18 protein-coding genes and 1 pseudogene are annotated in these 23859 nt (G+C 71.1%); 12 read left to right on the top strand and 7 right to left on the bottom strand.

What is annotated here, in order from left to right:
- The first annotated feature begins 49 nt into the window (after positions 1 to 49).
- From MUN74_RS03705 to menC, 10 genes are all read left to right on the top strand, one after another.
- The gene (locus MUN74_RS03705) at positions 50 to 928 is read left to right on the top strand and encodes a 2-hydroxy-3-oxopropionate reductase (protein ID WP_244855068.1); all 879 of its coding nucleotides are present in this window, start codon (positions 50 to 52) and stop codon (positions 926 to 928) included.
- Positions 929 to 983: 55 nt separating this feature from the next.
- Positions 984 to 2771: a glyoxylate carboligase gene (gcl, locus tag MUN74_RS03700; RefSeq protein WP_244855067.1), complete on the top strand. Its 1788-nt coding sequence runs from the start codon at positions 984 to 986 to the stop codon at positions 2769 to 2771.
- A gap of 46 nt (positions 2772 to 2817) precedes the next feature.
- Positions 2818 to 5358, top strand: a complete 2541-nt coding sequence (allB, locus tag MUN74_RS03695; RefSeq protein WP_244855066.1) for an allantoinase AllB — start codon at positions 2818 to 2820, stop codon at positions 5356 to 5358.
- A gap of 214 nt (positions 5359 to 5572) precedes the next feature.
- Positions 5573 to 6049 carry a thioredoxin-dependent thiol peroxidase gene (bcp, locus tag MUN74_RS03690; protein ID WP_244855065.1) on the top strand — a complete coding sequence of 159 codons (477 nt, stop codon included), beginning with the start codon at positions 5573 to 5575 and terminating at the stop codon, positions 6047 to 6049.
- Positions 6050 to 6223: 174 nt separating this feature from the next.
- On the top strand, positions 6224 to 6721 hold the full coding sequence (gene uraD, locus MUN74_RS03685; RefSeq protein WP_244855064.1) for a 2-oxo-4-hydroxy-4-carboxy-5-ureidoimidazoline decarboxylase: 498 nt from the start codon (positions 6224 to 6226) through the stop codon (positions 6719 to 6721).
- A complete protein-coding gene (gene uraH / locus MUN74_RS03680; RefSeq protein WP_244855063.1) occupies positions 6718 to 7128 on the top strand; it encodes a hydroxyisourate hydrolase in 411 nt (136 codons plus the stop codon). Before uraD ends, uraH begins: the two co-directional genes overlap by 4 nt.
- Positions 7129 to 7135: 7 nt before the next feature.
- Positions 7136 to 8146 carry a factor-independent urate hydroxylase gene (gene pucL, locus MUN74_RS03675; RefSeq protein WP_244855062.1) on the top strand — a complete coding sequence of 337 codons (1011 nt, stop codon included), beginning with the start codon at positions 7136 to 7138 and terminating at the stop codon, positions 8144 to 8146.
- A gap of 318 nt (positions 8147 to 8464) precedes the next feature.
- A complete protein-coding gene (locus tag MUN74_RS03670; protein ID WP_244855061.1) occupies positions 8465 to 9379 on the top strand; it encodes a hypothetical protein in 915 nt (304 codons plus the stop codon).
- 206 nt (positions 9380 to 9585) lie between these two features.
- Positions 9586 to 10425, top strand: coding sequence for a GNAT family N-acetyltransferase (locus MUN74_RS03665; RefSeq protein ID WP_244855060.1), 840 nt, complete (start codon positions 9586 to 9588; stop codon positions 10423 to 10425).
- Complete coding sequence (gene menC, locus MUN74_RS03660; protein WP_244855059.1) at positions 10422 to 11621, top strand: o-succinylbenzoate synthase; 1200 nt, start codon at positions 10422 to 10424, stop codon at positions 11619 to 11621. The genes MUN74_RS03665 and menC overlap by 4 nt, the downstream gene beginning before the upstream one ends.
- A 30-nt stretch (positions 11622 to 11651) precedes the next feature.
- Here the strand turns inward: menC and MUN74_RS03655 are convergent, their stop codons facing one another.
- Genes MUN74_RS03655 through MUN74_RS03645 form a run of 3 tightly spaced genes read right to left on the bottom strand, consistent with a single transcriptional unit; the run spans position 11652 to position 14749 of the window.
- A complete protein-coding gene (locus MUN74_RS03655) occupies positions 11652 to 12509 on the bottom strand; it encodes an aminoglycoside phosphotransferase family protein (RefSeq protein WP_244855058.1) in 858 nt (285 codons plus the stop codon).
- The gene (ligD, locus tag MUN74_RS03650) at positions 12506 to 13825 is read right to left on the bottom strand and encodes a non-homologous end-joining DNA ligase (protein ID WP_244855057.1); all 1320 of its coding nucleotides are present in this window, start codon (positions 13823 to 13825) and stop codon (positions 12506 to 12508) included. The genes MUN74_RS03655 and ligD overlap by 4 nt, the downstream gene beginning before the upstream one ends.
- 9 nt (positions 13826 to 13834) lie before the next feature.
- On the bottom strand, positions 13835 to 14749 hold the full coding sequence (locus MUN74_RS03645) for a helix-turn-helix domain-containing protein (protein ID WP_244855056.1): 915 nt from the start codon (positions 14747 to 14749) through the stop codon (positions 13835 to 13837).
- Positions 14750 to 14896: 147 nt separating this feature from the next.
- Between MUN74_RS03645 and MUN74_RS03640 the strand changes: the two genes are divergently transcribed.
- Entirely contained in the window at positions 14897 to 15352 is a 456-nt protein-coding gene (locus MUN74_RS03640) for an SRPBCC domain-containing protein (protein WP_244855055.1), read from the top strand.
- 45 nt (positions 15353 to 15397) lie between these two features.
- Here the strand turns inward: MUN74_RS03640 and narI are convergent, their stop codons facing one another.
- From narI to MUN74_RS03620, 4 genes and pseudogenes are all read right to left on the bottom strand, one after another.
- A complete protein-coding gene (narI, locus tag MUN74_RS03635) occupies positions 15398 to 16165 on the bottom strand; it encodes a respiratory nitrate reductase subunit gamma (RefSeq protein ID WP_244855054.1) in 768 nt (255 codons plus the stop codon).
- Positions 16162 to 16920 carry a nitrate reductase molybdenum cofactor assembly chaperone gene (narJ, locus tag MUN74_RS03630; RefSeq protein ID WP_244855053.1) on the bottom strand — a complete coding sequence of 253 codons (759 nt, stop codon included), beginning with the start codon at positions 16918 to 16920 and terminating at the stop codon, positions 16162 to 16164. Before narJ ends, narI begins: the two co-directional genes overlap by 4 nt.
- On the bottom strand, positions 16920 to 18596 hold the full coding sequence (gene narH / locus MUN74_RS03625; protein ID WP_244855052.1) for a nitrate reductase subunit beta: 1677 nt from the start codon (positions 18594 to 18596) through the stop codon (positions 16920 to 16922). The genes narJ and narH overlap by 1 nt, the downstream gene beginning before the upstream one ends.
- Positions 18596 to 22350 (bottom strand): annotated as a pseudogene (locus MUN74_RS03620) (nitrate reductase subunit alpha). Before MUN74_RS03620 ends, narH begins: the two are co-directional and overlap by 1 nt.
- A 232-nt stretch (positions 22351 to 22582) precedes the next feature.
- Here MUN74_RS03620 and MUN74_RS03615 point away from each other — a divergent pair.
- Positions 22583 to 23857, top strand: coding sequence for a nitrate/nitrite transporter (locus MUN74_RS03615; protein ID WP_370647343.1), 1275 nt, complete (start codon positions 22583 to 22585; stop codon positions 23855 to 23857).
- Positions 23858 to 23859: the final 2 nt, after the last annotated feature.

Raw genomic sequence — 23859 nt, 5'->3', positions numbered from 1 at the left:
GCCAACGCAGACACCAGACCCGCACGACGCAACCAGAAGGACCCACCTCATGAGCAAGATCGCGATCATCGGCCTCGGCATCATGGGCCTGCCCATGGCCAAGAACCTCGTCACCGCCGGGCACGAGGTCACCGGCTACAACCGCAGCCAGGCCCCGATCGACGCGCTCGTCGCCGCTGGCGGCAACGGTGCGTCGAGCATCGCCGACGCGGTGAAGGACGCCGACGTCGTCATCACGATGGTGCCCGACTCGCCCGACGTCGAGGGCGTCGTGCGCGGCGAGGGCGGCGTGTTCGCGAACGCCAGGCCGGGTGCGCTGTGGATCGACAACTCGTCGATCCGCCCCGATGTCGCGAAGGAGCTCGCCGAGGAGGCCGTCGCGGCGGGCTTCGGCGCGGTCGACGCGCCCGTCTCGGGCGGCGAGCAGGGCGCCATCGACGGCGTGCTCTCGATCATGGTCGGCGGCAGCGATGCCGACTTCGCCGCGGCGCTGCCCGTGCTCGAGGGCATCGGCAAGACCATCGTGCACGTCGGCCCGGCCGGTGCCGGCCAGACCGTCAAGGCGGCGAACCAGCTCATCGTCGCCGTCAACATCCAGGCGCTCGCCGAGGCGGTCGTCTTCCTCGAAGCCTTCGGCGTCGACACCGACGCCGCGCTGAAGGTCCTGGGCGGCGGGCTCGCCGGCTCCAAGGTCCTCGACCAGAAGGGGCAGAAGATGCTGAACCGCGACTTCGCCCCCGGATTCCGCCTCGCGCTCCACAACAAGGACCTGGGCATCGTCACCGCCGCCGCACGCCGGGCCGGCATCACCGTTCCGCTCGGCTCGGCCGTCGCCCAGCTGGTCACGTCGCTCGTCGCCCGCGGCGACGGCGGACTCGACCACTCGGGCCTCTTCAAGCTCACCGCCGAGCTCGCCGGTCGCGAGTAGCCCCGCGCCGCGGCATCCACCCACGCCTTTCCACTTTCTCCGAAGGAGCACTCCCATGACTCGCATGCGCGCCGTCGACGCCATCGTGCAGATCCTGATCAAGGAGGGCGCCACCGAGGCCTTCGGCCTGCCCGGTGCCGCGATCAACCCCCTCTACTCCGCGATGCGGGCCAACGGCGGCATCCGGCACACCCTCGCCCGCCACGTCGAGGGCGCCTCGCACATGGCCGACGGCTACAGCCGCACCGGCGACGGCCGCATCGGCGTGTGCATCGGCACCTCGGGCCCCGCGGGCACCGACATGATCACGGGCCTCTACGCCGCGATCGCCGACTCGATCCCGATGCTGTGCATCACGGGCCAGGCGCCCGTCGCGAAGCTCGACAAAGAGGACTTCCAGGCCGTCGACATCGCCTCGATCGCGAAGCCGGTCACGAAGTTCGCGAAGACCGTGCTCGAGGGCGCCCAGGTGCCGGGCGCCTTCCAGTCGGCGTTCCAGATCATGCGCTCGGGCCGCCCCGGTCCCGTGCTCATCGACCTGCCGTTCGACGTGCAGATGACCGAGATCGAGTTCGACATCGACACGTACGAGCCGCTGCCGGTGGCCAAGCCCGCCGCGACCCGCGCGCAGGCCGAGAAGGTGCTCGACCTGCTCGTCGCCTCCAAGCACCCCGCGATCATCGCGGGCGGCGGCATCGTCAACTCGGGCGCGTCGGCCAAGCTCGTCGAGCTCGCCGAGACCCTCGGGGTGCCCGTCTTCCCGACGCTCATGGGTTGGGGCGCGATCGCCGACGACCACCCGCTCGCCGCCGGCCTCGTCGGCATCCAGACCTCGCAGCGCTACGGCAACGCGAGCTTCCTCGAGTCCGACTTCGTGCTCGGCATCGGCAACCGCTGGGCGAACCGCCACACGGGCGGCCTCGACACCTATCGCAAGGGCCGCACATTCGTGCACGTCGACATCGAGCCCACCCAGATCGGCCGCGTGTTCGCACCCGACTACGGCGTGGTGTCCGACGCGAGCGCCTTCATCGACGCTTTGCTTGCGGCGGCGCGCGACCGGGTGGCGTCGCTGCCCGACTACTTCGGCTGGGCCGAGGAGTGCCGCGGCCGCAAGGCGACCCTGCTGCGCAAGACCAACTTCGACGACGTGCCGATGAAGCCGCACCGCGTCTACCAGGAGATGCTGTCGGCGTTCGGCCACGACACCACCTACGTGACGACGATCGGCCTGTCGCAGATCGCCGGCGCCCAGCTGCTGCACGTCTACGGCCCCCGTCAGTGGATCAACGCGGGCCAGGCCGGCCCGCTCGGCTGGACCCTGCCCGCGGCGCTCGGCGTCGTGCGCGGCAAGCCCGAGGAGAAGGTGGTCGCCCTCTCCGGCGACTACGACTTCCAGTTCATGATCGAGGAGCTCGCGGTCGGCGCGCAGCACCGGCTGCCGTACATCCACGTCGTCGTGAACAACAGCTACCTCGGCCTCATCCGCCAGTCGCAGCGCGGCTTCGAGATGGACTACGAGGTCTCGCTGGCGTTCGACAACATCAACACGCCGTTCGACCCCGAGAGCGTCGCGACCGGCTACGGCGTCGACCACGTCAAGGTGGCCGAGGGCCTCGGCTGCAAGGCGATCCGGGTCGAGCGCCCCGAAGACCTCGCGGCCGGCTTCGCCGAGGCCGAGCGGCTGCGCGAGGAGTTCCAGGTGCCGGTGGTCGTCGAGGTGATCCTCGAGCGCGTCACGAACATCGCGATGGGCGCCGACCTCGACACGATGAACGAGTTCCAGGACCTCGCGACCTCACCCGCCGACGCACCCGAGTCGGTCTACGCGCTGCTCGACTGAGCCGCGCCCCCTCCCGCTGGCCGTGCTGAGACGGAAGACTGAACCCATGCGCATCGTGATCGCGCCCGACAAGTTCAAGGGGTCGCTGTCGGCTCCCGAGGTGGCCGCGCGGGTCGCCGAGGGCGCCCGCCGTGTCGACCCCGCGATCGAGGTCGACGCGATCCCGGTGGCCGACGGCGGCGAGGGTACGCTCGACGCGGCCCTCGCGGCCGGCTTCGAGCGCCGTACGGCGACCGTCGCCGGCCCGCTGGGCGCGCCGGTCGAGGCCGCCCTCGCGCTGCGCGGCGACGAGGCGGTCGTCGAGATGGCGCAGGCGTCGGGTCTCGACCTGGTACCTGCAGGCGGGGTGGATGCCTCGGGCGCGACGAGCATCGGAACCGGTCAGCTGATCGCGGCCGCACTCGACGCGGGTGCCCGGCGCATCGTGCTCGGCATCGGCGGCAGCGCCTCGACCGACGGGGGAGCGGGCGTGCTGCAGGGGCTCGGCGCGCGCCTCCTCGACGCGACGGGTGCCGAGCTGCCGGTCGGCGGGGGAGCGCTCGCCCGTCTCGCGCGCGTCGACCTGACCGGGCTCGACCCGCGGCTCGGCTCCGCCGAGATCGTGCTCGCGAGCGACGTCGACAACCCGCTGCTCGGGCCGACCGGCGCTGCGGCGGTGTTCGGTCCGCAGAAGGGCGCGTCGCCCGACGCGGTCGTCGCGCTCGACGCGGCGCTCGCGAACTTCGTCGCCGTGCTCGCCGCCGAGGACTCATCGCTCGCCGTGCCGGCCGCCGTCGCCGCCGAGCGGCCCGGTGCCGGAGCGGCCGGCGGTGTCGGCTTCGCCGCGCTCGCGGTGCTCGGCGCCGAGCGGCGGCCGGGCATCGACGTCGTGCTCGAGTTCACCGGCCTCGAGGCCCGGCTTGCGGGCGCAGACGCCGTGATCACGGGCGAGGGCAGCCTCGACGCGCAGAGCCTCATGGGCAAGACGCCCGTCGGCGTCGCCCGCGCGGCGCGGCTCGCGGGTGTTCCCGTGTACGCCGTGAGCGGGCGGCGACTGCTGAGCGACGACGAGGTGCGCGATGCCGGATTCGTCGCCGCGCGCTCGCTCGCCGAGCTCGAACCCGACCCAGCACGCAGCATGGCCGAGGCATCCGACCTGCTGGCCCGACTCTCGGAGGAACTCGTGACCGACCTCATCGCAAGCCGGGCGTCCGCCCGCGGAACCGCGGGCGCCGGCGGCACCGCCGACGCCTCGGTGGCATTCGACGTCGTGTTCCGCGCACGGCGCGCCCTCGTCACGAACGAGGGCGACGGAGCCCCCGTCGAGCGCTCGGTCGAGATCGGCGTGCGCGACGGTCGCATCGTCGCGATCACCCCGCTCGGTACGGGACTCGCCGGCGCCGAGGTCGTCGAGCTCGCCGCCGACGAGGTGCTGCTGCCCGGTCTCGTCGACACCCACGTGCACGTCAACGAGCCCGGCCGCACCGAGTGGGAGGGCTTCGCCTCCGCGACGCGCGCCGCGCTCGCGGGCGGCGTGACCACGATCATCGACATGCCGCTCAACTCGATCCCCCCGACCGTCTCGGTCGCGGCGCTCGACGAGAAGCGCGCGGCCGCCGCCGGCCAGACCTTCGTCGACGTCGGCTTCTGGGGCGGCGTCGTGCCCGGCAACCTCGACGAGCTCGCACCCCTCGTCGACGAGGGCGTGTTCGGGTTCAAGTGCTTCCTGCTGCACTCGGGCGTCGACGAGTTCCCGCAGGTCACAGCCGACGAGATGGAGCAGGCGATGCGGGTCATCGCCGAGCGCGACTCGATGCTCGTCGTGCACGCCGAGGACGCGCACGTCATCGACGCCGCGCCGCACCGGGGCGGCCCCGGCTACGCCGACTTCCTCGCCTCGCGTCCGCGTGCGGCCGAGGATGCGGCGATCGCCGAGGTCATCGAGCGGGCGGGCTGCACGGGCGCCCGGGCGCACATCCTGCACCTCTCCTCTTCCGACTCGCTCGGGCAGATCGCCCGGGCCAAAGCCGCGGGCACGGACCTCAGCGTCGAGACGTGCCCGCACTACCTCACCCTGTTCGCGGAGGACGTGCCCGCCGGCGCGACGGCCTTCAAGTGCTGCCCGCCGATCCGCGAGGACGCGAACCGCGACCGGCTGTGGGCGGGTCTCGTCGACGGCGTCATCGACTACGTCGTGTCCGACCACTCGCCGTCGACGCCCGACATGAAGTACCAGGGCGACGGCGACTTCGAGCTCGCGTGGGGCGGCATCGCGTCGCTGCAGCTCGGCCTGCCGCTCATCTGGACCGAGGCGCGCGAGCGCGGCATCGGCCTCGAGCGGGTCGTCGAGTGGATGGCGCAGCGACCCGCCGAGCGGGTCGGCCTCACCAGGAAGGGGCGCATCGCGCTCGGTTTCGCCGCCGACTTCGCGGTGTTCGCGCCCGACGAGCAGTTCACCGTCGATGCCCGCTCGCTCGAGCATCGGCACCCCGTCACGCCGTACGACGGTCGCGAGCTCACGGGGGGTGTGCGCCGTGCGTACCTCGCGGGCGCCCACGTCGACCGCGAGCGGGCCCAGGGCCGGATGCTCCGAAAAGGGAACGCGTAGCATCCCGGGGGCCGCGAGGCCGGCCGGTCCGATACCGTGCCGGTCCGCGGCCGAATCCCGTCGCCCGGTCGATCAGTCGATCACCTGATCATCCGATCGACCGGCGACACCAGCGTTCCACCACCACCCTCCCGCCAACCGAACCGGACCACCGGACCCCGCGAGGGACACCGGCGCCGAGGCATCCCCGTCGACCGAAGAAACGGAGCCCCTCATGATCAACTCGTCCGAAGAGCTGGAGACCGGCCAGCAGGCCCCCGACTTCGCCCTGCCCGACGCCACCGGCACGGTGCGCCGGCTGAGCGACCACCGGGGCGGCCCCGTCATCGTCTACTTCTACCCGGCCGCGTTCACGCCCGGCTGCACGACCGAGGCGTGCGATTTCCGCGAGAACCTCGCGTCGTTCCAGTCGGCCGGCTACACCGTGCTCGGCATCTCGCCCGACCCGGTCTCGCGGCTCGCCGAGTTCGCCGAGGCCGAGCAGCTCTCGTTCCCGCTGCTCTCCGACGAGGACGCGCAGGTCGCCCGCGCGTGGGGTGCGTGGGGCCAGAAGACGGTCGCCGGCCGCACCTTCGACGGACTCATCCGCTCGACGGCGGTCATCGACGCCGACGGCCGGGTCGCCGCCCTCGAGTACAACGTCGACCCGAACGGGCACGTCGGCCGTCTGCGGGAGCAGCTCGGCCTCTGAGCGCGCTGGAACCGGATGCCTCGTGGCACGACTTCTTCATCGGAAATCGTTGCCACGGGGCATCCGTGTTGTTAGCATTGTCACATGCTGAAATAACAGTTCCACGATGTGAAACATCAGTTTCACATATCCGTACACCGTGGATGCCAGCAGAATGAGAAAGTGACTCAAGCGATGAAGCTTGAAGAGTTCAACGAAGCTGGTCGCTCGGAGGCGATCGCCACGCTTCGACCATGCGTCGACGTCACACGATGGTGCGAGCACCTCGCCGACCGTCGACCGTACGGCTCGATCGACGAGCTCGTGAGTGAGGCCGGCGCCGCCGCGTCGCCGTTCACGGCCGACGAGGTCGAGCAGGCGCTCAGCCACCATCCCCGCATCGGGGAGCGTGCGCGCGGTGCGAGTACCGAGGCAGCCCTGTCGCGATCCGAGCAGGCGGGCGTCGACCCCGCCGACGCCGAGATCGCACGGGCGCTCGCCGAGGGCAACGCCGCGTACGAGCAGCGGTTCGGGCGGGTGTTCCTCATCCGTGCGGCCGGCCGCTCGGCGGGCGAGATCCTCGAGGCGCTCACCGCCCGGCTCGGCAACGACGACGCGACCGAAGAGCGGGTCGTCGCCGAGCAGCTGCGCGAGATCGCCGTACTCAGATTGAAGGGGGCAATCGCCGCATGACCGATTCGCAGCCTGCGACCGTCTCGCAGATCACGACGCACGTGCTCGACGCCCAGCGCGGCAAGCCCGCTGCCGGGGTGCCCGTCGAGCTGTACCGCCGTTCCGGTGCCGGTGCCGGTGCCGGTGCCGGGGCCGCCGCCGGCTCCGCTTCCGGCGGTGACGGCTGGGAGCTCGTCGCGAGCGCCGTGACCGACGACGACGGGCGGGCGAAGCAGCTCGGCCCCGAGACGATCCCCAACGGCGAGTACCGACTCCGGTTCGACACCGGCGCCTACTTCGCCTCCACCCAGACCGAAGCCTTCTACCCCGAAGTGCAGCTCACGTTCCTCGTCGCCGAGGAGGGTCGCCACTACCACGTGCCGATCCTGCTGAGCCCCTTCGCCTATTCGACCTACCGAGGAAGTTAGAACGAACATGACCGACACCCTGATCAACACCGTGACCACCACCGACGCCGCGGGCGGCGCGACCGCCGCCTCCTCGGGCGCTGCCTCGGCCTCGGCCTCGGCTGAGACCTCGGCCGCGGCATCCGGCGCCATCGTGCTCGGCCCGAACCAGTACGGCAAGGCCGAGGTCCGCGTCGTCAAGGTCACGCGCGACACCGACCGCCACGAGATCGAGGACCTCAACGTCACGTCGCAGCTGCGCGGCGACTTCGCCGGGGCGCACCTCGACGGCGACAACGCGCACGTCGTCGCGACCGACACCCAGAAGAACACCGTGTTCGCGTTCGCACGCGACGGCATCGGTTCGCCCGAGGCGTTCCTGCTGCGTCTCGCCGACCACTTCATCGGCTCGTTCGACTGGGTCACCGGCGGCCGCTGGCTCGCCGAGAGCTACGCGTGGGAGCGCATCACCGCCCACGGCGAGCCGCACGACCACTCGTTCGTGCGCAAGGGGCAAGAGGTGCGCACCGCCGCGGTCATCGCCGACGGCGACACGCGTCACGTCGTCGCGGGCCTCAAGGACCTCACCGTGCTGAAGACGACGCAGTCGGGCTTCGTCGGCTACCCGAAGGACCGCTACACGACCCTGCAGGAGACGACCGACCGCATCCTCGCGACGAGCGTCGCGACGCGCTGGCGCTACCAGCCGGGTGCCGAGGTCGACTACAACGCCGTCTACGACAGCGTGAAGGCGATCCTGCTCGAGACGTTCACCGAGCACTACTCGGCGGCGCTGCAGACGACGCTCTTCGAGATGGGTCAGGCCGTGCTCGAGGCGCACCCCGAGATCGCGGAGATCCGCTTCTCGATGCCGAACAAGCACCACTTCGTCGTCGACCTCTCGCCGTTCGGGCTCGACAACCCCAACGAGGTGTTCTACGCGAGCGACCGTTCGTACGGCCTCATCGAGGCGACCGTCACGCGCGAGGGGCTCGCCGAGGCGCCCGAGGTCTGGGCATCGACCGGCGCCTTCTGCTGACGCGCGCTTCGCTCGCCTGAGGCATCTGGTTCACCTGGTCTGCCTGGATCGTCTGGTTCGCCGGATTCACCGAGAGTGCACTTGTCGTCCAAACGCGGGCGACAAGTGCACTTTCGCGTGGTCTCGGCGAGAGGCATCCACGGTGCTCCTCGTCGAGAGTGCACTTGTCGCCCGTAGCGGGGCAACGAGTGCACTCTCGAAGCTTGGGCGGGCGTGACGAGCGTGTGACTCGTCCTCGACAGCAGCGAAGAGCCCGAGTCATCCACGAGTGGGCATTCAGGACGGGGACCGTCGCATGCCGAGTGCGAGCATCATCGGATGCGAGAGTTGCCGTTCGACCTCACCTTGCGTCCGTTCACGACCACCGAGGGGCTCCAGCGAGGACTCAGCCCCAAGCGGCTGCGCAAGCGCGACCTGATCACCCCGGTGCGGGGTGTTCGCCTCGCCATCACCGAGGCCGACTCGTTGACGCAACGCTGCGCAGCGCTCGACCTGCATCTGTCGCATCCGACCGCGGCGTTCAGCCACGCGACGGCGGCGCAGCTGTGGGGCATGCCACTGCCTCGCCGGCACGAGTTCCCGGCTCCGCTCCACGTCGTGGTTTGGGGCGGCGTGACACCGCTGCGTGTCAGCGGCGTCATCGGACACCGTTCGGCGGAGCCGCTGCGCACCTCGCTCCAGCGCGGGCTGGTAATCGTGAGCGCGGCTGACGCATGGTGCCAGCTCGCCACCATCCTCGACGAGAGCGAACTCGTCCAGGCCGGCGACCGTCTGATCGGCCGTCCCTCTCCGCTCACGACGGTTCCCGAGATCGATGCGGCGCTCGCGCGATACGGCTCACGCCGGGGCGCTCGCGTGCTGCGATCTGCCAGGAAACACCTTCGCATCGGCTCGGAGTCCCCGAAGGAGAGCACGCTCCGGCTCGGCGTGATCGCGGCGGGGTTTCCCGAACCCGAGCCGAACGGCGTCATCGCGCTGCGCTCGGGGCGGAGCACGCACGGGGACCTCGTCTTCCGCGCGTGGAAGGTGCTGCTCGAGTACGACGGGGCGCATCATCGTGTCGACGATGTCCAGTGGGCGCGCGATGTCGATCGGCTCAACGAGCTCGCAGGCAACGGATGGCTCGCCATACGAGTCAACAGGGCGTCGGACCACAGGGTGATCCTGAGACAACTCGACGAGGCGATGCGCCTGCGCGGGTGGGACGGTACCGCGAGGTCGACGCACGAGTGAGCCGAACGTCGTATCGAGAGCGCACTTGCCGCCCGATCCGGGGCGACGAGTGCGATCTCGGCGAATGGGAAGTGCGCTGGATCTCCAGCACGTGGCATTGAGAGCGCACTTCTCGCCCCTTCACGGGCGACGAGTGCGCTTTCGATGGGTGTCGGGCGCGAAGGCACGGGCCGCACCGCAGCAACACCCTCGGCTAGCCTCGACACATGGACGCCGCCGTCGCCGAAGCCCTCACCGCCGCCGATCGGGCCGACCTCGGCGCAGGCATCATCACGCGCGAGGCCGCCGAGCACGAGATCGCCGCGGTGCTCGACCGGTTCGAGTCGACGTGGGGCGCGGGTCGCGGCCCCGACCACTCGATGATCCGCGCCCTGGTGCACGCGGGCGGCACGGTGCTCGTCGCGGTCGCCGACGACGAGGGCGGGGTGGATGCCTCGTCGACGCCGCCGTTCGCGAGGCCGGGCGAACTGCTCGGGTCGACGCTCGGGTTCCTCGGCTGGAACGAGGGCATCCACCTGCACTCGCACATGAACGCGGTCGCGCCGGCCGCCCGCGGCCACGGCATCGGGCTCGCGCTGAAGCTCCGCCAGCGCGCGATCTGCCTCGAGCATCGCGTCGACGAGATCCGCTGGACGTTCGACCCGCTCATCCGCCGCAACGCGCACATGAACCTCGTGCGGCTCGGTGCCGAGGTCGCCGCGTACCTGCCCGAGTTCTACGGCGTGCTCGGCGACGACATCTCGGGCGCCGACCGCAGCGACCGTTTCGAGGTGCGCTGGCGACTCGACTCGCCACGCGTGCGGCGTGCGCTCGCCGGCGGCGTGCCGGCCCGCTGGTCGGGATCGAACGGCTTCGCGCTCGTGCCCGACTTCGAGGCACTACGGCGGGATGACGCAGCCGGCGCGGCGCGGATGCGCGAGGCATCCGTGCGCGCGTTCACCGAGATGGCGCGGCAGGGGCTGCGGCCCGAGCTCGACGCCGACGGGAACTACGTGTTCACCGCCGACGCGCCCGACCGCGCACCCGAGGCCGAGGAGGCGAGATGACGAACCCGACCCGCATCGAGGCGATCGAGCTGCACCGCATCGAGGTGCCGCTCGTGCGTCCGTTCGAGACGAGCTTCGGCCGAGAGACGGTGCGCGAGGCGCTGCTCGTGCACGTCCGCACCGACACCGGCGAAGGCTGGGGCGAGTGCGTGGCCGGCCGGGAGCCGTTCTACTCGTCCGAGTACGTCGACGGCGCGGCATCCGTCATCGAACAGTTCCTCGGTCCCGCCCTGCTCGACGCACCGCACCCGCACGGCGGCCAAGTGGCGGCCGACGCTGCCGACGGCGCCGGCGACCGCGGCGCCTCGGTGCCGCTCGCACGGTCGGTCGCCCGAACGCTCGCGTTCGTGGCCGGCCATCGCATGGCGAAGGCCGCGCTCGAGGCGGCCGTGCTCGACGCCGAGCTGCGTGCGCAGGGGCGCTCGATGGGTGAGGCGTTCGGCGCCGAACGCGAGTGGGTCGACTGCGGCGTCTCGGTCGGCATCGCGCCGACGCTCGAGGAACTGCTCGACGAGGTCACCGGCTACCTCGAGGCCGGGTACCGGCGCATCAAGCTCAAGATCAAGCCCGGCTGGGACGTCGTGCCCGTCGCCGCCGTGCGCGAGCTCATGGGCGCCGGAGGGCTGCTGCAGGTCGATGCGAACACGGCGTACACGGGCGACGACATCCCGACGCTCGCGAGCCTCGACGCGTTCGACCTGCTGCTCATCGAGCAGCCCTTCGCCGAGGAGGATCTCGCCACCCACGCCCGCCTCGCGGCCGCCTGCGACACCCCGGTCTGCCTCGACGAATCGATACTGGATGCCGCGACGGCGGTCGACGCGATCGATCGCGGTGCCACGAGCATCGTCAACATCAAGCCCGGACGCATGGGCGGCTACCTCGAGGCGCTGCGCGTGCACGACGCGTGCCGCGAGCTCGACGTGCCGGTGTGGTGCGGCGGCATGCTCGAGACCGGCATCGGCCGGGCGGCCAACGTGGCGCTCGCCGCGCTGCCCGGGTTCACGCTGCCAGGCGACACCTCGGCGTCCGACCGCTACTACGCCGATGACGTGACCGAGCCGTTCGTGCTCGGCGAGGGGGAGCACCGCGGCCAGTTGCGCGTGCCCGACGGGCCGGGCACCGGCGTCACCGTGCGCACCGAGCTGGTTCGGGAGTGGGCGTCGAGGCCGCCCGTCGTGCTGTCTCGTCCCTGAGCCGGATCCGACTCCCGGTGGGTCGGCGAGTCAGAGCCTGAGATCGGCCGCCGTCACCCCGATGCGCGTGACCGACTCGGCGTGCACGGGGTCGTCGGCGATCGCGAACCAGGTCGACGACAGCGCGCACCACGCCACGAGCCAGTCGCGCAGTCGCGACGGCAGGATGCCGGTCTCGGCGACGACGACACCGAACTGGCGCTCGAGACGCCCGGGCTGCAGCGCCCGCGCGTGCGACGGGTTGCACAGCAGGTTGCAGTAGTCGAAGGTCGCCTCGCCGACGAGTCCCTTCGGGTCGATCACCAGCCACCCGCGCTCGCCGAAGTCGAGCACGTTGCCGTGGTGCAGGTCGCCGTGCAGCGCGCGCACGTCATGTTGGGAGGAGAGCAGGCGGTCGGCGTAGTCGGCACCCTGCCGGTGCAGCGGGTCGAAGTCGTCGGCGTGCGCGAACAACTCGCGGAACCACTCCTCGAGCGGGACGAGCAGCGGGACCCCCGAGTCGGCGAGGGTGGGGAGCTCGACGGGGTCGCGATGCACGCGCGCCGCCGCTTCGCAGATGATGCGGGTCGCGCCGTCGTCGTCGCCGTCGACGACCATCTGCACGAGGTCGCGTGTGCCGGTCGCGCGTTCGAGCAGCACCGCCTGCCCGTCGCGCTGCAGGACGCGGGCGGCACCGCGGCCGTCGAGCTGTTCGAGCAGTTCGGCGCCGCGTTCCTCTTCGTCGACGTGGGCCACCTTGAGCACCGCGGGGATGCCGTCGATCGTGCGCACCGGGATGAGCGTGCTCGAGGCGGTCGTGTGCGGGTCGCCCTCGGCGTGCAGGCGCCAGCGGTGCAGCCACTCGACGTCGGCGCGGTGCCCGGGGTCGACGGGGCCGAGGTCGCTCACGAGGTCGGGTCCGAGCTGCTGCCGGCGTCGGCGCCGCTTCCTTCGGCTCGGGCGCGTCCGCCCGGGAACGACAGCGAGCCGTCCTCGTCGCGGTACTTCGCCCACGGGTCGTAGTCGACCTCGAGCGGCTCCTGCGCAGGGCGCTCTGCCTCGGGCACGTGCTGCAGGTTCACCCGGATCCGGTACCAGAGCGACGAGCTGCCCCGCATGCCGTCGACGAGCACGTCGGCCGGTTCGAGGCGTGCGACGACGCCGGGATGCCGCTCCTTCCACCGTTCGAGGCCCTCGAGCGCCTCGGGCTTCGTCTTGGCACGCGCGATCTCGATGAGCGGCATCGTCGACTGGCGTTGCCCCGAGCCGTCGCCCGAGCCGCGACGCGGGGGCTTCTCGGCGGGCCCGAGCTCGTCGGCGAGCCGCAGCAGCCCGTCGAGGCGGCCGACCGCGTCGTCGATGCCGGCCGCGGCATCGCCGCGCTCGGCGAAGCGTTCGAGCACCGTGGCGACGGTGAAGCGCTCGGGCCTGCTCTCGCGCACCTCCGACCAGTCGAGCGGGGTCGAGACGCGCGCGTCGGGCAGTGGGCGCACCGAGTAGGCAGACGCGACCGTGCGGTCCTTCGCGTTCTGGTTGAAGTCGACGAACACGCTCTCGCCGCGCTCCTCCTTCCACCAGCGGGCCGACGCGAGTCCCGGAGCGCGTGACTCGACCTCGCGAGCGAGCGTCTCGGCGGCGAGCCGCACCTCGGGATAGGTCCACTCGGGCGCGATGCGCACCGAGATGTGGATGCCGCGCGAGCCCGAGGTCTTGGGCCAGCCGACCAGCCCGACGTCGTCGAGCACCTCGCGCGCGACGAACGCGACGTCGACGATCTGCGACCAGTCGACGCCCGGCATCGGGTCGAGATCGACGCGCAGTTCGTCGGGGTGGTCGAGGTCGTCGGCCCGTACCGGGTGCGGGTTGAGGTCGATGCATCCGAGGTTGACGACCCAGGCGAGGGCGGCCGCATCGTTCACGACGACCTCTTCGGCCGAGTTGCCCGAGGCGTAGTGCAGGGTCGCCGTCTCGATCCAGTCGGGGCGCTTGTCGGGGGCGCGCTTCTGGAAGAACGCCTCCTGGTCGATGCCCTTCACGAACCGCTTGAGCACCATCGGCCGGCCGCCAGCTCCGTGCAGCGCTCCGTCGGCGACGGCGACGTAGTAGTTGACGAGGTCGAGCTTCGTGAGCCCTGGCTCGGGGAAGACGACCTTGTCGGGGTGCGAGATGCGCACCTCGCGACCGTCGAGTTCGATGACCTCTGCCGCACGCGCCGTCGGGCTCACCCTCTCACCCTAGGTCGGGGCGGTGCCGCGAGGGAACCCCGCCGCGCGCGCCGCCGCCGCATACCGTCGCGGGGTCTCGCCGATGACGGTGCGGAACTCGCGGGTGAAATGCGCCTGGTCGGAGAAGCCGAGCTCGGCCGCGAGCTCGGCGATCGGCGGCGGATCGGACGCGGCGAGCCGGTGCGCCGCCTCCTGCATGCGGTAGCGGCCGATGAGCCACTTGGGCGTCAGCCCGAGCCGCGAGCGCACGAGGCGTTCGAGCGCTCGGAGCCCGAGTCCGGCCGCCTCGGCGAGCTCGCTCGCCCGCAGGATGGAGCGATCGGTCTCGGCGAGCTCGACGACCCGCGCTGCAAGGGCGGAGTCGTCGTCGAGGGCGAGCCGCTGCAGGCCGAGCCAGTCGGCGAAGGCCGCGACCGCCTCGTCGTCGCGACCGGCGCCGGCGGACTCCCGGACCCGGGCGACGCCGGCCGCGGCGCCGTGCAATCGCAGCGCCTCGACCGGCACCGAACCGCCGACCAGCGCGCGGATCTCGCCGGGGGCGATCAGCCCCGCGACGCCCGGTTGCAGGAGGGCGCCGACGGCCCAGCCCTCGCCCTCGAGGCGTGAGACGCCCCGCCCGATCGATGGCCCGTACAGCGCAGCGGCGTCGGGCTCGACCACGAGGTTCGCGGACGGGTACTCGAGCACGCCCTGTTCGACCACGACGCCGGTGGGCAGCCGCCACCGGGGCACCCAGAAGTGCCGCACCACGTGCGCGACCGGTGCCGGTGCGGGAAACCGCGCGAGCCGCACCGGTTCGTTCGCCGCGTGCTGAGCGGCCGCGTCGGATGCGATCGGAGCGAGTCCGGGCTCCCCGCTCCGCGGCGCGAGCACGCCCTTGACGGCCGCGCCGGCGCGCGTGCGCCAGTAGTCCGAGGGCTGCATGCTCCGAGTATGGCGTCGCCCGCCGACACCGTCGCTCGTGGCCACGACCCCCGGGCGACGCTGTCGCGTTTCTGCAAGACGCCCGCCACGAGGCATCCGTACCGTCGAACCGAACCCGAGCACAGAACGAGAGAGTGGAGCACCGACATGTCCGATTTCGAGATGACCCTGTACGTCGCGGCCGAGCCGCAGCAGGTGTGGGAGGCGATCACGGGCGACGAGGGCAGCCGCGCCGTCATGTGGGGCTCGGCGATCCGCGGCGAGCTCGCCGCGGGTGAGCGCTACGAGTACGTGGGCCCGGGCCAGGACGGCGACGAGACCGTGCACGTCTACGGCGAGGTGCTCGCCGCCGAGCCGGGCACGTTGCTGCAGCTCTCCGAGCACCCCGGCCCCACGTATCGCGAGAACCACGCCGAGCTGCGCAGCCGCATGACGTGGCGCATGGACTCCGCCGGCGACGGCCTCACGAAGCTGACCTTCACGAACGACGAGTGGAGCGAGGGGCACCCGGCCGAGGCGGAGACGGCCGAGACGTGGCCGCTCGTGCTCTCGAGCTTCAAGTCGTGGATCGAGACGGGCCGGGCGCTGCCGTTCCCGGCGTGAGGCCGACACCCGACTGGGCCGGTCCGGACCGGCCCACGAACCACCTCACAGCTTCGTGAGCTTCTTCGGGTCGGGTGTCTGGATGCCCTCCCAGCCGCGCCGGGTCGGGTGCGACCCGGTGCGGCCGTCGGCGTCGCGCGAGCGGTACACGATGTACGGCCGGAAGAGGTACCCGACGGGCGCCGAGAACACGTGCACGAGCCGCGTGAACGGCCAGAGTGCGAACAACAGCGTCGCGCACAGCACGTGCAACTGGAACATGAGCGGCACCTCGGCCATGAGCTGCGGCTGCGGCTGCAGGATGATGAGGCTGCGGAACCACGGCCCGATCGTTCCTCGGTACTCGTAGCCGGGTCCGAGCACCTGGTACATCACGGTGGCGAGCGAGCCGAAGAGGATGACGCCGCCGAGGAACACGTACATGACCTTGTCCATGCGCGTCGTCGCGAGGAACACCGGCCCGACGGTGCGCCGTCGGTAGATGAGGATGGCCAGCCCCGCGATCGTGAGCAGTGCCGCGAGCGAGCCGAGCACGGTCGCGCCGAGGTGGTACATGTGCTCGTCGATGCCGATCGCGTACAGCCACTCGCGGGGGATGAGCAGGCCCACGACGTGCCCCACCAGCACCGCCAGGATGCCGAGGTGGAACATCGGCGACCCCCAGCGCAGCAGCCGATTCTCGTAGGTCTGGCTCGACCTGGTCGTCCAGCCGAACTTGTCGTAGCGGTACCGCCAGATGTGCCCGACGACGAACACCGCGAACGCCGCGTACGGCAGCGCGACCCAGAGCAGCACGTTCCAGGCGTCGTTCATGCGCGGACCTCCTCGTGCGCGGCGCCGACCGGCGCGTATGGTGCCGTGGCCGCCCGGCCGGGCATGCCGAGGAACGACAGCCCGACCGTCTCGGCCGGCGGCCCCTCGTTCACGAGCGCGAGGTAGCGCTCGCGGGTCTCGTCGTCGAGCTCGGGCAGCGATCGGCAGACGGCGCGCACGAGCCCGGCCCACGGGCTGCCCTGCTTCTCGAGTGCCTCGCGCAGCACCTCGAGCCCGTCGCGATGGGCGGCGATGAGCTCGGATGCCTCGGGCGAATCGCTCCGCGCGGAGAACTCGAGCACAGCAGGCAGGAAGTCGGGCAGCTCGTCGGCGTCGAACTCCCACCCGGCCGCCCGGTAGGTCTCGATGAACGACACGAGCGCTGCGCCGCGCTTGCGGGTGTCGCCCGCCTGGAAGTAGGTGAGGTAGAGGCAGCACTTGCGCTTGAGGTCGAACGTCGCGACGTAGTCGGCCTCGAGCTCTGCGGCCGGCGTCGCGGCGACGTGGTCGAGGAAGGCGCGGAACTCGCCCGACAGCTCGGGTGGCAGCCCTGCGAGGGCGTCGTCCTGAGCCTGTCGAAGGGATGCCTCGACCGCGGCCGCGCGCTCGGCGAAGCCCGCGCCCGGGTAGTCGAGCAGCAGTGACGCCGCCATGTGCACGAGACGGCGCTGGTCGTCGGTGAGTCGCAACCCGGCGCCCGCGACCCGCCGCGGGGCGTCGCCCGGTCGACGGAAGATGAGCGGCAGCCTGGCCATCACGCGCCCCCGTCCGTCGAGGAGGCGCCATCCGGCGGCGAAGCGGCGTCCTTCGGCGGGAAGAGCCCCTGCGGCGTGCCGTTGCCGTCCCAGTTGAGCAGGTTCACCCGGCCAGGCGACGAGGGTCGGTCGGCCGTCTGCCGGTTCTTCAGCGCGTGGAAGTTCTCGACCGCGACCGGCACCTGCTGGCCGCTCGACGAGCCGAACGGGCCTGCACCGCCCATGCCGGGCCCGCCGTCGTAATCGAGCGAGCACGCGAGTTCGTCGAGCTCGCGCGCCTGCTCGGTGTGTGCGGCCGGGATGACGTAGCGCTCCTCGTACTTCGCGATCGCGAGCAGCCGGTACATCTCCTCGAGCGTGTCGCCCGACATGCCGACGGCGTCGGCGATGCGTTCGTCCTTGCCCTCGCCGAGGTTGATGCCGCGCATGTACGAGCGCATCGCGGCGAGCTTGCGCAGCGACGCCTCGACGGGGCGGGTGTCGCCCGCCGTGAACAGGCCCGCGAGGTACTCGAGCGGGATCCGCAGCTTCGAGATCGCCGAGAACAGCGTCTTCGCGTCTTCGCCGTCGTTGCCCGACGAGGCGACGACGTCGACGACGGGGGAGAGCGGCGGGATGTACCAGACCATCGGCATCGTGCGGTACTCGGGGTGCAGCGGCAGCGCGACCTTGTACTCGTTGATGAGCTTGTGGATGGGGGAGCGCTGGGCGGCGTCGATCCAGTCCTCGGGGATGCCGGCCTCGCGCGCGGCCTGCACGACCGCGGGGTCGTGCGGGTCGAGGAAGACGCTGCGCTGCGACTCGAGCAGCTCGTGCTCGTTCTCGACGCGGGCCGCCTCGGCGACCTTGTCGGCGTCGTAGAGCACGAGCCCGAGGTACCGAAGCCGACCGACGCACGTCTCGGAGCAGACGGTCGGCAGCCCGACCTCGAGCCGCGGGTAGCAGAGCGTGCACTTCTCGGCCTTGCCGGTCTTGTGGTTGAAGTAGACCTTCTTGTAGGGGCATCCCGACACGCACATGCGCCATCCGCGGCACTGGTCCTGGTCGACGAGCACGATCCCGTCCTCGACCCGCTTGTACATCGCGCCCGACGGACACGAGGCGACGCACGAGGGGTTCAGGCAGTGCTCGCAGATGCGCGGCAGGTAGAACATGAACGTCTGCTCGAACTCGCTCGCGACGTGCTCCGACATGTGCTGCAGGATCGGGTCGTCCTGCATCGTCTCGCCCGACCCGCCGAGGTTGTCGTCCCAGTTCGCCGACCACGAGATCTTCATGTCCTCGCCGGTGAGCAGGCTCTTGGGCTTCGCGACCGGGGTGTGCTCGCCCGCGGGGGCGTTGAGCAGCATGTCGTACTCGTAGGTCCACGGCTCGTAGTAGTCGTGGATCTCGGGCAGCTTCGGGTTCGAGAAGATCGTCGCGAGCTTCTTGAGCCGCCCGCCCGAGCGGAGCTTCAGGCGCCCCGACTTCGTGCGCATCCAGCCGCCGCCCCACTTCTCCTGGTCCTCGTAGCGGCGCGGATAGCCGATGCCGGGCCGGGTCTCGACGTTGTTGAACCACACGTACTCGACGCCCGAGCGGTTCGTCCACGCCTGCTTGCAGGTGACGCTGCAGGTGTGGCACCCGATGCACTTGTCGAGGTTCATGACCATCGACATCTGCGCCATGACCTTCATCAGTACTCGACCTCCTGGCTGCGACGGCGGATCACCGTGACCTCGTCTCGTTGGTTGCCCGTCGGGCCGAGGTAGTTGAACGCGAAGGCGAGCTGCGCGTAGCCGCCGATCAGGTGGCTGGGTTTCAGCAGCACGCGGGTCAGCGAATTGTGGATGCCGCCGCGGAGGCCGCTCGTCTCGGTCCGCGGCACATCCACCGTCCGGTCCTTCGCGTGGTACATGTACACCGTGCCCTCGGGCATGCGGTGCGAGACGATCGCGCGGGCGACGACGACGCCGTTGCGGTTGTACGACTCGATCCACTCGTTGTCGCGCACGCCGATCTTCTCCGCGTCCTGCGGGCTCATCCAGATCGTGGGGCCGCCGCGCGAGAGCGAAAGCATGAAGAGGTTGTCCTGGTACTCGGAGTGGATCGACCACTTCGAGTGCGGCGTGAGGTAGCGCACCGCGACCTCGGCGCGGCCGGCCGCTGCGGGGTCGCCGCTCGGCGCCGTCGAACCGGGCGCCGGCGAGTCCCCGAAGAGCCGTGCGAGGTCGAGCGGAGGCCGGTAGACCGGCAGGTTCTCACCGAGCTCGCTCATCCAGTCGTGGTCGAGGAAGAAGTGCTGGCGGCCGGTGAGGGTGTGCCACGGCTTCAGGTGCTCGACGTTGATCGCGAAGGCCGTGTAGCGGCGGCCGCCGTGCTCGGAGCCCGACCACTCGGGGCTCGTGATGACCGAGACGGGGCGCGACTGCACGTCGGCGAACCGGATGCGGCCACCCTCGTGATCCTCGGCGAGTTGGGCGATGCGTTGCCCGGTGCGCTTTTCGAGTTGGCGGAACCCCTGCACCGAGAGCCGGCCGTTCGTCGTGCCCGAGAGCGCGAGGATGGCCTCGCACACCTTCACGTCGGAATCGAGCAGCGGCTGCCCGGCGCCGGCACCGCTCGTCGCGACGCCGTTGAGGCGCCCGAGCTCGGCGACCTCTGGCGTCGGGTCGAACACGATGCCCTTCGTGACCATGCCCGCCGACGCTGCGAGGGGCCGAGCGTCGCCATCTTGTCGGCGATCGCGGTGTAGTCGCGCTCGACGACGACGAGCTTGGGCATCGTGACCCCGGGCACGAGCGGCAACCCGTCCTCGACGATGCCGTGCGGCGTCGCCATCGCGTCGGGGGTGTCGTGCATGAGGGGAGCTGCGACGAGGTCGCTGCGGGTGCCGAGGTGCTTTCGCGCGTAGAGCGAGAGGCGCTGCGCGATGAGGTGGAAGATCTCGAAGTCGGTCTTCGTCTGCCAGGGCGGCGCGATCGCCGGGTTGAACGAGTGGACGAACGGGTGCATGTCGGTCGACGAGAGGTCGTGCTTCTCGTACCAGGTCGCGGCCGGCAGCACGACGTCGGAGAACAGCGTCGTCGAGGTCATGCGGAAGTCGGTCGTGACGAGCAGGTCGAGCTTGCCCTCGGGCGCCTCATCGTGCCATTCGATCGTGTTCGGCCTGCGCTCGGGCGGCGCCTCGGCGGCGCGCACCGCCGAGTCGGTGCCGAGCAGGTGCTTGAGGAAGTATTCGTTGCCCTTGCCCGAGGAGCCGAGGATGTTCGCCCGCCACACGTTGAGCACGCGCGGGAAGTTCTCGGGCGAGTCGGGGTCCTCGCACGCGAACCGCAGCGACCCGTCGTTCAGCGAGTCGACGACGTACTCGGCGGGTTCGCGGCCGGCGGCCCGCGCGTCGTCGACGAGGTCGAGCGGGTTGCGGTCGAACGTGGGATAGCTCGGCATCCAGCCGCGCTTCGCCGACTCGACGAGGCAGTCGGCGGTCGTCCGCCCCGCGAACAGGCCCGCCGCGAGCGGCGAGGCGAGCTGGTCGGCGGGGAGTCCGTCGTAGCGCCACTGGTCGGTCGCGAGGTACCAGAACGCGGTGCCGATCATCGCGCGGCCCGGCCGGGACCAGTCGCTCGCGGTGCCGTACTGGGTGTATCCGGTGACGGGCCGCACCTTCTCCTGGCCGACGTAGTGCGCCCAGCCGCCGCCGTTGACGCCCTGGCACCCGGTCATCGTCGTGAGCGCGAGGAACGTGCGGTAGATCGTGTCGGAGTGGAACCAGTGGTTGGTGCCCGCGCCCATGAGGATCATCGAGCGGCCGCCCGAGCGTTCGGCGTTGTCGGCGAACTCGCGACCGATGCGCTCGGCCTGCTCGGCGGGAACGCCCGTGATCTCCTCCTGCCACGCCGGTGTGCCGGGCGTGGACGGGTCGTCGTAGCCGGTCGGCCATTCGCCGTGCAGCCCGTCACGGGGGACCCCGTACTGGGCGAGCACCAGGTCGAACACGGTCGTCACGGTGCTGCCGGCGACTTCGACCGTGGGCACGCCGCGGCGAACGACGCCGGCACCGCCCTCGTGCTCGGCACCCGGCGCGGGCGCGACGTCGAAGCGCGGCAGGTCGACGGCCGCGGTCGCGCCGAGCCATGCGGCGTCGTCCATGATCGAGAGCAGCGGGTCGACGCCCTCGAGGTCGAGGTTCCACCTGCCCTCGTCGTCGGCGCTGAACCGGTGCCCGAGCGAGCCGTTCGGCACGACGGGCTCGCCGCCCTCGCCGAGCAGCACGGTCTTGAACGCGGCATTCGCGACCCCCGCCGATTCGCCGCCGAGATCGGCCGCGGTGAGGAACTTCCCCGGTACGAAGCCGTCGCCCCGCGGTTCGAGGGTGACCAGGTAGGGGGCATCCGAATAGGTCTTCAGGTACTGCGCGAAGCGCTCGGTGCGCCGCTCGACGAGGAACTCCCGCAGGATCACGTGTCCCATCGCCATCGCGAGGGCGGCGTCGGTGCCCGGGTGCGGCGCGAGCCATTCGTCGGCGAACTTCGTGTTGTCGGCGTAGTCGGGCGAGACCGTCACGACCTTCTGGCCGCGGTAGCGGGCCTCGGTCATGAAGTGCGCGTCGGGCGTGCGGGTGACCGGCACGTTCGAGCCCCACATCATGAGGTAGGTGGAGTTCCACCAGTCGGCCGACTCGGGCACGTCGGTCTGGTCGCCGAACACCTGCGGGCTCGCGACGGGCAGGTCGGCGTACCAGTCGTAGAACGACTGCATCGTGCCGCCGATGAGGTTGATGAAGCGGGCACCCGCGCCGTGCGACACCATCGACATCGCCGGGATCGGGGAGAAGCCCGCGACCCGGTCGGGCCCGTACGCCTTGATGGTGTGCACGTGCGCCGCCGCGATGATCTCGAGCGCCTCGTCCCAGCTCGCGCGCACGAGCCCGCCCTTGCCGCGGGCCCGCTTGTACGCACGGGATGCCTCGGGGTCGTCGACGAGCGCCGCCCAGGCGAGCACGGGGTCGCCGCCGACCCGGGCCTTCGCAGCCCGGTACCGCTCGACCAACACGCCGCGCAGGTAGGGGTAGCGCACGCGCGTCGGGGAGTAGGTGTACCAGCTGAAGGCGGCGCCGCGCGGGCAGCCGCGGGGCTCGTACTCGGGGGAGTCGGGGCCGACCGACGGGTAGTCGGTCTCCTGCGTCTCCCACGTGATGATGCCGTCCTTCACGTAGACCTTCCACGAGCAGGAGCCCGTGCAGTTCACCCCGTGGGTGGAGCGGACGACCTTGTCGTGTGACCAGCGGTCGCGATAGAAGACGTCGCCCTTGCGACCGCCCTCGAGGGTCACCGTGCGCAGGTCGGGAGACACCTCGCCGGGCCGCACGAAGCGGCCGAGCTTGACGAGGGCATCGGCGAGCGCGCCGTCGGTGGCTGGACCGCTCGAACTCGGGGGCGTCTGACTCACGAAGGCCTCCTCGCCTGTGCGACGAACGCCGTTGCCGGCGCCGCCGGGGTTGCCGCTTGACGCGGACACTACCGACCGTATTGCGCACGGCGGCGGTCTGTCGAGGCGTTTCACCGGGTTTATCCGATGTTCACGAACTCGGCCGAAATGGCTGGCCACACGGGTCATACGCCCGGTACTGTCGGGCGCAGACGGCGGGTTCGCCGGCACATCGCACCGATCGGGGGCAGCGTTGAGCGAGTCATCGAAGCAGGCCGGGGCAGTGGCCGAGGCGCCGGGCCCGCCCCCGCTCAAAGGGCAACTCGGCCAGGTGCTGCTCGCCACGTTCGCCTCGGCGATCGGCTTCTGGGCGTGGATGCTCATCGCCCCGCTGCAGAAGACGTACGCGACCGAGATGGGCCTCGACGAGGGGCAGATCTCGCTCATGCTCGCGACGCCCGTGCTCGTCGGCGCGCTCGGGCGCATCGTGACGGGGGCCATGACCGACCGCTTCGGCGGGCGCAAGATGTTCACCATCGTGCTGCTCGGGTCGGTGCCCGCGGTGCTGCTCGTCGCGCTCGCCGGCGAGATCAAGAGCTTCCCGCTGCTGCTCGTGGCGGGGTTCTACCTCGGCGTCGCCGGCACGATCTTCGCGGTCGGCGTGCCGTTCTCGAGCGCCTGGTACGAGGCGAAACGGCGCGGTTTCGCGACCGGCGTGTTCGGCATGGGCATGATCGGCACGGCGATCTCGGCGTTCCTCACGCCGCGCCTCGCCGAGTCGATCGGCTACCTTCCGACGCACCTCCTCGTCGCCGGAATCATGGCCGTGGCGGCGATCGTCGTCTGGCTGTTCCTGCGCGACTCGCCCCGATGGGAGCCGAGCCGGCAGCCGCTCGTGCCGAAGGTGGTCGGCGCGCTGAAGCTGCCGATCACGTGGGAGATGGCGTTCCTCTACGGCATCGTCTTCGGCGGCTTCGTCGCCTTCTCGACGTTCCTGCCGAAGTACCTCACGACGATCTACCCCGACGAGGTCGACCCGGTCGGGGCGGGCACGCGCACCGCGCTGTTCGCGGCCGCGGCCGTGATCGCGCGGCCGATCGGCGGCACGCTCGCCGACCACGTCGGACCGAAGGTGATCTCGCTCATCTCGCTCGCCGGCATCGTCTCGCTCGCGTACATCGTCGGGCAGCAGCCGCCCGAGGGCATCCTCACCGGGGTCACGTTCATCCTCATGGCTGCGGCGATGGGCCTCGGCATGGGCGCGGTCTTCGCGTGGGTCGGTCCGTCGACTCCGCCCGACAAGGTCGGCGCCGTCACCGGTGTGGTCGCGGCCGCCGGCGGCCTCGGCGGCTACTTCCCGCCGCTCGTGATGGGCGCGACGTACAACCCCGAGACGAATTCGTACGCGCTCGGCCTGTGGCTGCTCGTGCTCGTCGGCGCCGTCGCCCTCGTGGTGGCCGGCATGCTGCGAGACGCGCGTCCCGGCTCGGCCAAGCCGTCGCCGGGATCGGCGGCATCCCCTCGATAGGA

The organism is Agromyces sp. H17E-10, assembly GCF_022919715.1.
In the GTDB taxonomy this organism is placed as follows: domain Bacteria; phylum Actinomycetota; class Actinomycetes; order Actinomycetales; family Microbacteriaceae; genus Agromyces.
The sequence above is the reverse complement of the archived record's forward strand: the minus strand, read 5'-3'. Positions and strand labels throughout refer to the sequence as shown.